The 8,238-nt window shown below is 65.7% G+C and carries 6 protein-coding genes; 2 read left to right on the top strand and 4 right to left on the bottom strand.

What is annotated here, in order from left to right:
* Nucleotides 1-824, bottom strand: an 824-nt coding sequence (locus QOH60_RS24610) for a fumarylacetoacetate hydrolase family protein (protein ID WP_526424500.1), incomplete at its 3' end; no start/stop codon positions are given.
* 10 nt (nucleotides 825-834) lie between these two features.
* A complete protein-coding gene (locus QOH60_RS24605; RefSeq protein WP_526424499.1) occupies nucleotides 835-2,562 on the bottom strand; it encodes an L-lactate permease in 1,728 nt (575 codons plus the stop codon).
* Between the two features lie 167 nt (nucleotides 2,563-2,729).
* Here QOH60_RS24605 and QOH60_RS24600 point away from each other — a divergent pair, with 167 nt between their 5' ends.
* Complete coding sequence (locus QOH60_RS24600; protein ID WP_526424498.1) at nucleotides 2,730-3,380, top strand: nitroreductase; 651 nt, start codon at nucleotides 2,730-2,732, stop codon at nucleotides 3,378-3,380.
* A gap of 119 nt (nucleotides 3,381-3,499) precedes the next feature.
* Here the strand turns inward: QOH60_RS24600 and QOH60_RS24595 are convergent, their stop codons facing one another.
* Entirely contained in the window at nucleotides 3,500-4,636 is a 1,137-nt protein-coding gene (locus QOH60_RS24595; protein WP_526424497.1) for an alpha/beta fold hydrolase, read from the bottom strand.
* A gap of 49 nt (nucleotides 4,637-4,685) precedes the next feature.
* On the opposite strand from QOH60_RS24595, the gene QOH60_RS24590 reads away from it, so the two are divergent.
* Nucleotides 4,686-6,080 (top strand): NAD(P)-binding protein, encoded by a 1,395-nt coding sequence (locus QOH60_RS24590; protein WP_526424496.1) that lies wholly within the window; start codon nucleotides 4,686-4,688, stop codon nucleotides 6,078-6,080.
* Here the strand turns inward: QOH60_RS24590 and QOH60_RS24585 are convergent.
* A complete protein-coding gene (locus tag QOH60_RS24585) occupies nucleotides 6,077-8,224 on the bottom strand; it encodes an elongation factor G-like protein EF-G2 (RefSeq protein WP_526424495.1) in 2,148 nt (715 codons plus the stop codon). The two genes, QOH60_RS24590 and QOH60_RS24585, sit on opposite strands and share 4 nt — an antisense overlap.
* Between the last annotated feature and the right edge of the window lie 14 nt (nucleotides 8,225-8,238).

Here is an 8,238-nt window from a genome sequence, read left to right as displayed (position 1 = left end):
TCGGGTGCGCTCATGTCGAGGTGCTCGACGAGCGTGCAGCTTGGCACCGTACCTGAGCCGATGACGTCTCCCGGGTTCAGCACCACCCCGCGCGACGCGTACGAGATGACTTCGGCGAACGTCCAATCCATGTCGCCCGTCGACCCGCTGCCGATCTCCTTATCGTTGACGAGGGCTGTCGCGGCCAGGCTCAGCCGGCCGTGGTGGCGGTATGGCGCGAGTTCGTCGGGGGTCACCAGGAACGGCCCCAGCGTTATCCCGCTGTCCTTACCCTTGGCCTGACCGATGCCAAGCTGGCTCTCGAGGTTTTGCAGGTCCCTGGCCGACCAGTCGTTGAAGATCGTGTAGCCGATGATCGCGTTTTCGGCCTGCTCGACAGACAAGTCCTGTCCGCCGCTGCCGATCACCGCCGCGATCTCCAATTCGAAGTCCTGCCAGGCGCTTCCGGGAGCGATCGGAGCGTCGTCGTAGGGTCCGAGAACCGTTGACGGGCAGGCGAAGTAGAACGCGGGGATCCGGTACCAGGTGTCCTTGAGCACGCGTCCTCCGCCCAGTGCCTGCTGACAGTTGCGCATGTGGTCGAGGAAGCAGAGGCTGTCGCGGATGGCGGGCGGCCGGGGAATCGGCGCCGCCAGCACCACCTCGGGTAGCCGCGCGAGGGCTGCCGGTTCGCGCAACGCCTGCTCTCCGGCCGCGCGCAGTCCGTCGGCGCCTCGTGCGACGAGGTCGATGAGCGTTGGGCCCGGCGGTACGGCATGAATGATGTCTTCGGATAAGACCCCGATGCGGTCACCTTGATCGGTCCGGTAGGTCACCCACTTCATGCCGTCGACGCTAGTGCGCGGGCACCATCCAGGACAGGACGTCCGAGGACTGCAATGCCGACAACGCGCACATCACCACAAGGAAGCCCAGACTCCACACAATGACGCGGCGGAAGATGTCGCCTTCCTTGCCGTCCATCTTCACCGCTGCCGCGGCGATAGCGAGGTTCTGCGGGGAGATCATCTTGCCGAGCACTCCGCCCGAGCTGTTCGAGGCTGCCATCAGCACCGGCGACAGTCCTGCCTGGTTGGCGGCAGTCACCTGCAGCGCGCCGAAGAGAGAGTTGGACGATGTGTCCGAACCGGTGACCGCGACGCCGAGCCAGCCCAGAATCGGTGACAGCACCGCGAATGCCCCGCCCGCGGCGGCCATCCACGTGCCGAGCGTGATGGTCTGAGCCGACGCATTCATCACGAAAGCCAGTGCGAGCACCGCCATTACGGTAATAATTGCCCAGCGCAACTGGTGCAGCGTCGCGCCGTATGCCTTCACAGCGTTCGGAATCGACAAGCGCAAAACGACCATCGTCAGCAGCCCCGCCACGAGCATCTGCGTGCCGGGCGTCGTCAACAGGTCGAGTTTGAACTCGGTCAGCGACAAGGGCTTTCCCTTCGGATTGACGAGATGAAGGCCGGGCCACTGGATTTTGAAGGTGGCCTTGGTGAGCAGGGTCTTGACCGCCGGGATCTGACAGATGACGAACACCGCGATGATGATCGCGTAGGGCGCGTAGGCCTTCGCTACCTCGCCACGGGTATCGCGTTGGGTTGTGGTTGTGTCGCTCCTCGCGTCCGCGGCGGCCTTTTCGCTCCTCACGTCCGCGGTGGCCTTTTCGCTCCTCGCGTCCGCGACGCGCGATTCGAACTCCGGCGCCGGCTCGTCGGCCGCCCCGCCGGCGACAGGCGCTGGTTCGGTGTAGATCCGTCGTGGACGCCACACACGCACCATCGCGACTACGGCGCCGGCGGACAGCAACGACGCAACCACGTCGGCGAGAGGCACGGAGAGGAAGTTCGACGTCGCGTACTGGGCGAGGGCGAAGACGATCCCGCAGACCACCGCGACCGGCCATGTCTCGCGAATGCCACGCCAGCCGTCGACGATCGCGACGAGCGCCAACGGTACGAACAGCGCCAGTATCGGGGTCTGTCGCCCGACCATCGCGCCGAGCGTGTCGCTGTGGAGGTTCGTCACCGTGCCGAGCGTGATGATCGGGGTGGCCATGGCGCCGAACGCCACGGGTGCGGTGTTGGCGACCAACGCGAGCACAGCCGCCTTGAGCGGCTTGAATCCCAGCGCGATCAACATGACCGAGGTGACCGCCACCGGAGTGCCGAAGCCGGCCAGCGCTTCTATCATCGCCCCGAACGAAAACGCGATCAGGATGGCCTGCACCCGCTGGTCGTCGCTCACTTGGGAGAACGAGCGCCGCAACACGTCGAAGTGTCCGGTTCGCACGGTCATCTCGTACACCCAGATCGCGTTGATGACGATCCACAGGATCGGGAAGAACCCGAATGCCGCGCCTTCGGTGCCGGCCAGCAACGCCTGCCCGGTCGGCATCCCGTAGACAAAGATGGCGATCAGCAGGGCGACTGCCAGGGATATCAACGAAGCGATCCAAGCGGTGATCCGCAGGACGCCGAGCATGACGAACAGCAACAGCAACGGCACCGCAGCGACAAGTGAACTCCATGCCAGGGAGTGGGCGACGGGATCAAGGACCTGCTGGTACATGGCAACCGCCTCTCGCTGGAGAGTGTTACCCGCGTCGCACACTGCTTACACAGGTGAAACTGTTTTCCAGGCCCGCAGGTTCGATGCCCGTGCGTTCGTCGACTTCACGTCCGGATGTTCGCCCGACCGGAGGCCAAGAGTGCGACGATTCCGCACGGAGGAGTCAGATGTTCGATCTCGACGAAACGATCCGCGAGCGGCGTTCGACGCGCATGTTCCTGCCTGACCCGGTCCCTCGAATCCTTGTCGAGGAGTCGCTCGCGCTCGCGATGTGCGCGCCGTCGAACTCCAATATCCAGCCCTGGGAGCTCGTCTTCACGTCGGGCGCCGCCCGCGACCGGCTGGTCGCGGCGATGCTGGCCGAGGCGCGGGCCAAGCCGCCTATCGTGCCGCGGCTTACCGACTCGCATGCGCATCTACGCCGTGAGCTCGGCGCCGTGGTCTACGGCGCGATGGGAATCGAGCGCCACGACACCGAAGCCCGGCAGAACGCTGTGCTGCGCAACTGGGAGTTCTTCCGCGCGCCGCTGGGCGGAGTCGTCTGCATGCACCGCGATCTGGGCCCCGCCGACTGCGTGGGCGTCGGAATGTTCCTGCAGACACTGCTTTTGGCGCTCACCGCGCGCGGTCTCGGCACGTGCGTGCAGGTGTCGATCGCCGGGTACCCCGACATCGTCCGCGCGCAGCTCGACCTGCCGCAGGAATGGACAATCCTGTGCGGACTCGCGGTCGGTTACCCGGACCCCGACTTCCCCGCGAACACGCTGCGGGTGAGCCGCGACAGCGTCGAGAAGCACGTCACGTTTCTCGAGGAGTGAGGACCTTCAGGCGGTGACCGGTGCCGCCGCGAGCCGTGGGAACAGTGCCAACGCATTCGTCCGGTTCACGGCGTCGAGAGTGGCCGGGTCGTCGGCGCCTGACTGAAGAGCGGCGGCCCTCACCGCACCGTGGCAAAGAACGTGCGTAGGTCGCCGACCAACAAGTCGGGTTGCTCGAACGCGGCGAAATGGCCGCCGCGAGGCATGTCGGTCCAATGGGTGATGTTGTAATTCGGCTCGCACCAGCTGCGCGGTGCCCGAAGGACTTCCTTCGGGAAAGACGCGATACCAGTGGGGGTTTCGACGCGCGTGAACGCGCCGAAGGACTGGAAGCTTTCCCAATACATTCGCGCTGACGACGCACCGGACGCGGTCAGCCAGTACAGCATCACGTTGTCGAGCATCTCGTCCTTTGTCAGCACGTTCTCGGGGTGCCCGTCACAATCCGTCCACGCCCAGAATTTCTCGACGATCCAGGCCAGTTGCCCCACAGGGGAATCGACGAGGCCATACCCGAGGGTCTGGGGACGCGTCGCCTGCTGCTTGCTGTAGCCCGAGTCCCACTGCTGGTAATGCTTGCCGCTCTTCAGCGCGTCCTGCTCTTCGGGCGTCGGATCCTTCAGTCCGGCCGGCGGAAAGCCGAGGGGCATGTTGAGGTGGATGGCCTCGCAGTGGTTGCTCTCGCCGTTGCGGCCGATCGCTGTGGTCACCGCCGCACCCCAGTCACCGCCCTGCGCGCCGTAGCGCTGGTAACCGAGTCCGGTCATCAGCGACTCCCACGCCTCGGCGACCTTGTCGACGCCCCATCCCGTCTGCGTGGGCTTGCCGGAGAACCCGTACCCCGGCAGTGACGGGCACACCACGTGGAACGCGTCGTCGGCCGTGCCGCCGTGCGCCGTCGGGTTCGTGAGCGGCTCGATCACCTTCTGGAACTCGACCACCGAACCGGGCCAGCCGTGCGTGATGACCAACGGATACGCGTCGTCATGAGGCGAGCGCTGATGGATGAAATGGATGTCCAGGCCGTCGATCTCGGTCGTGAACTGGTCGAAGCGGTTGAGCAGGGCCTCACGTGCGCGCCAGTCGTAGTCGGCGGCCCAGTACGCGGCGAGTTCCCGGGTGTAACTCAACGGGATGCCCTGGGTCCAGTCGTCGACGCATTCGCGCTCCGGCCATCGCGTTCGTTCCAGTCGTTGGCTCAGGTCATCAAGATCAGCGTCGGCAATATCGATGCGGAATGGGTTGATGGCGGCCATGGTTCCCATTTGACCTCACCCCATGGACCAATTGCTATGGTCCGGCGTAATGGCCGACATCGAAACCGACTACCTCGTGGTGGGTGCAGGCGCCATGGGCATGGCGTTCACGGACACCCTCGTATCCGAGACCGACGCCAGCGCCGTCGTCGTCGACCGCGGCCACCAACCGGGCGGGCATTGGACCACTGCGTATCCGTTCGTCCGCCTGCACCAACCGTCGGCGTTCTACGGAGTGAACTCGCGGCCCCTCGGCAGCGGCGCGGTGGACGCCGCCGGTTGGAACAAGGGGCTGTACGAACTCGCCACCGGCGGCGAGGTCTGCGCGTATTTCGATCAGGTCATGCAGCAGCAACTGCTGCCGACGGGCCGCGTGGCGTACTACCCGATGAGTGAATACCACGGCGACTGCCGGTTCAGCACGCTCGGCGGCCAGACGTACACCGTCACGGCACGACGAGCGGTCGTCGACGCCACCTACATGGGCACGGTCGTGCCGTCGATGCGGCCGCCGGAATATGCAGTGGCTGAAGCCATTGCCTGCATACCGCCCAACGCTCTCCCGATCCGAGCGCGCGGCTTTGACCGCTATGTGATCGTCGGCGCGGGGAAAACCGGCATCGATACGTGCTTGTGGCTTCTGGGCCATGGTGTGGCACCGGACAGGCTCACATGGATCGTGCCGCGCGACGCGTGGCTCTTGGACCGGGCACAGCTGCAACCAGGACCCACGTTCGCGGGCAACAGCCAGGGCGCAATCGGGGCGCGTATCGAGGCGAGCAGGGACGCGACGTCGGTCGACGACCTGTTCGCCCGGCTCGAGGCCGCCGGGAACCTGCTTCGTCTCGATCCGATGGTCCGGCCCACGATGTATCGCTGCGCCACGGTGACGGTCGCCGAACTCGACCAGCTCCGTCGGATCGCCGATGTCGCCCGGCTGGGCCACGTGACACAGATCGAGCCGGGCAAGATACTGCTCGAGTTCGGCGAAATCCACACGGGCCCGTCGACATTGCACATCGACTGCACGGCGGACGGGGCAGTGCGCGGCCCGGCGACCGCGGTATTCGATACCGACCGCATCACCTTGCAGAGCGTGCGCGGCTGCCAGCAGGTGTTCAGCGCCGCGATGATCGCCCACGTCGGCGCGACGCGAGACGACGACGCGGTCAAGAACGACCTGTGCACGCCGGTGCCGCATCCAGATTCGGATCTGGACTGGTTACGGCTGGCGATCGCGGACAACCGCAATCAGATGCGCTGGCTCGACGACCCGGAACTTTCGGCGTGGCTCGCCGTGTCCCGGCTCGACGTGGTCGGTCAGCTGAATCCACCGATGCCCGACAATCCGCGCGTGCGAGAGAAGGTGCGGGGACTCATCGGGCTGGCAGTCGACGCCGCCACTAAAAATCTCGAAAGACTGCTGTCGGTGCCGTTGAGCTAACCGGTTGTCTTCACCTTCGCCGCGGCGTGCTCCGGCATCGGTTCATACCTGGTGAACGACCGGGTGAAGGATCCGGCGCCGTGCGACAGCGAGCGCAGGTCGATCGCATACCGGGTCAGTTCCACTTCTGGCACTTCAGCTTTCACCATCGTGCGGCCCTCGCCGACCTGCTCGGTGCCCAGGACGCGGCCGCGGCGGCTCGAGAGATCGCTCATCACCGCGCCGACGAGGTCGTCGGGCACTACCACCGATGCCGTGTCGACGGGTTCCAGCAGGCTGATCTTGGACGCCGACGCCGCTTCGCGCAACGCCAGCGCGCCCGCCATCTGGAAAGCCATGTCCGAGGAATCGACGCTGTGGGCCTTGCCGTCGAACAACGTCACCCGGATGTCGACGAGCGGATAGCCGGCGTAGACACCCTTCTCCATCTGCGCGCGAACACCCTTCTCAACGCTGGGGATGAATTGGCGCGGCACCGCGCCACCGACGACCTTGTCGACGAACTCAAAACCCGACCCCTCCGGCAGCGGCTCGACTTCGATTTCGCAGACCCCATACTGACCATGACCGCCCGATTGCTTGACGTGTCGCCCGAGTCCTCTTGTCTTCTGGCCGAACGTTTCTCGCAGCGGGACCCGCAGCTCGATGGTGTCGACCGACACCCCGAACCGGTTGGAGAGCCCGTCGAGGACCACGCCGGTGTGTGCTTCACCCATGCACCACAGCACGATCTGATGCGTCTCCTGGTTCTGTTCGATGCGCAGCGTCGGGTCTTCGGCAGTCAGCCGCTGAAGACCTTGCGACAACTTGTCCTCATCGGTTTTCGCGTGGGCCTGGACCGCGACGGGCAGCAGTGGTTCTGGCATCGACCACGGTCGCAGCACCAGCGGTTCGGCCTTGTCCGACAACGTGTCCCCGGTCTCCGCGCGGGTCAGTCGCCCGATGGCGCAGATGTCGCCGGCCAACACCGTCGAGGCCGGCCGCTGCTGCTTTCCCAGCGGAAACGACAGCGGGCCGATGCGCTCGTCCTCGTCGTGGTCGACGTGGCTTGCACCGCTGCTGAAGCCGTCGCCGAAGAACTGCGAGAAATGACCGGACACGTGCACCGTCGCGTCGGGCCTTATCGTGCCCGAAAACACCCGCACCAGACTGACTCTGCCGACGTACGGGTCCGACGTCGTCTTCACCACCTCGGCCAGAAGCGGGCCATTCGGATCGCAGACGAGGCCGTTGCGGTCGGCGCCGGCGGGGGTGAACACCTCCGGCAGCGGATGCTCCAGGGGCGACGGGAACCCGCTGGTGGCGACCTCAAGAAGTTCGAACGTGCCGACGCCGGTTGCGCTGCACACGGGAATGACGGGGAAGAACGACCCCCGGGCGACGGCCTTCTCCAAGTCCTTGATCAAGACCGCCTGGTCGATCGCCTCGCCGCCGAGATAACGCTCCATCAGCGATTCGTCCTCGGACTCCTCGATGATGCCCTCGATGAGGTTTCCGCGGTGCTCTTCGATTTCGTCCGCATACGACGCGTCCGGTTCCTCGGAGCTGCGCTTGCCGTCGGAATAGACGAAGTGCGTTTGAGAAAGCAGCCCGATGAGGCCGCCACTTGTGGGCAGGTAGAGAGGTAAAACCTTGTCGCCAAAGGCATCCTGCGCCGCCGCCAGCGCACTGGTGTAGTTCGCGCGTGCATGATCGAGCTTGGTGACGATCACCGCGCGCGGCATGCCGACGCGGTCGCACTCCTGCCACAGCGATTTGGTGGGTTCGTCGACACCCTCGTTGGCGGCGATGACGAACAGCGCGCAATCCGCGGCGCGCAGCCCCGCGCGCAGCTCGCCGACGAAATCGGCGTAGCCGGGTGTGTCGATCAGGTTGACCTTGACGCCGTCGTGCAGCAGTGGCGCCACCGCCAGCCCCACCGAGCGCTGCTGGCGGATCTCCGCGTCGTCGAAGTCACAGGTGGTGGTGCCGTCGACAACGCTGCCGGCCCGCGGCAAGACACCGGAGGCGACCAGCAGGCCATCGACGAGGGTGGTCTTTCCGGCCCCCGACGGTCCGACCAGGACCACATTGCGGATGGCCGAAGGCGTGTCCGCTGTGGGCGCGGCACCACCCCCTTTAACCGAATTCGTCTTGTCTGCCACGCGTGCCTCCGTGT

Origin of the sequence: Mycobacterium sp. (assembly GCF_032159765.1) — a bacterium.
Taxonomy (GTDB): domain Bacteria; phylum Actinomycetota; class Actinomycetes; order Mycobacteriales; family Mycobacteriaceae; genus Mycobacterium.
The sequence above is the reverse complement of the archived record's forward strand: the minus strand, read 5'-3'. Positions and strand labels throughout refer to the sequence as shown.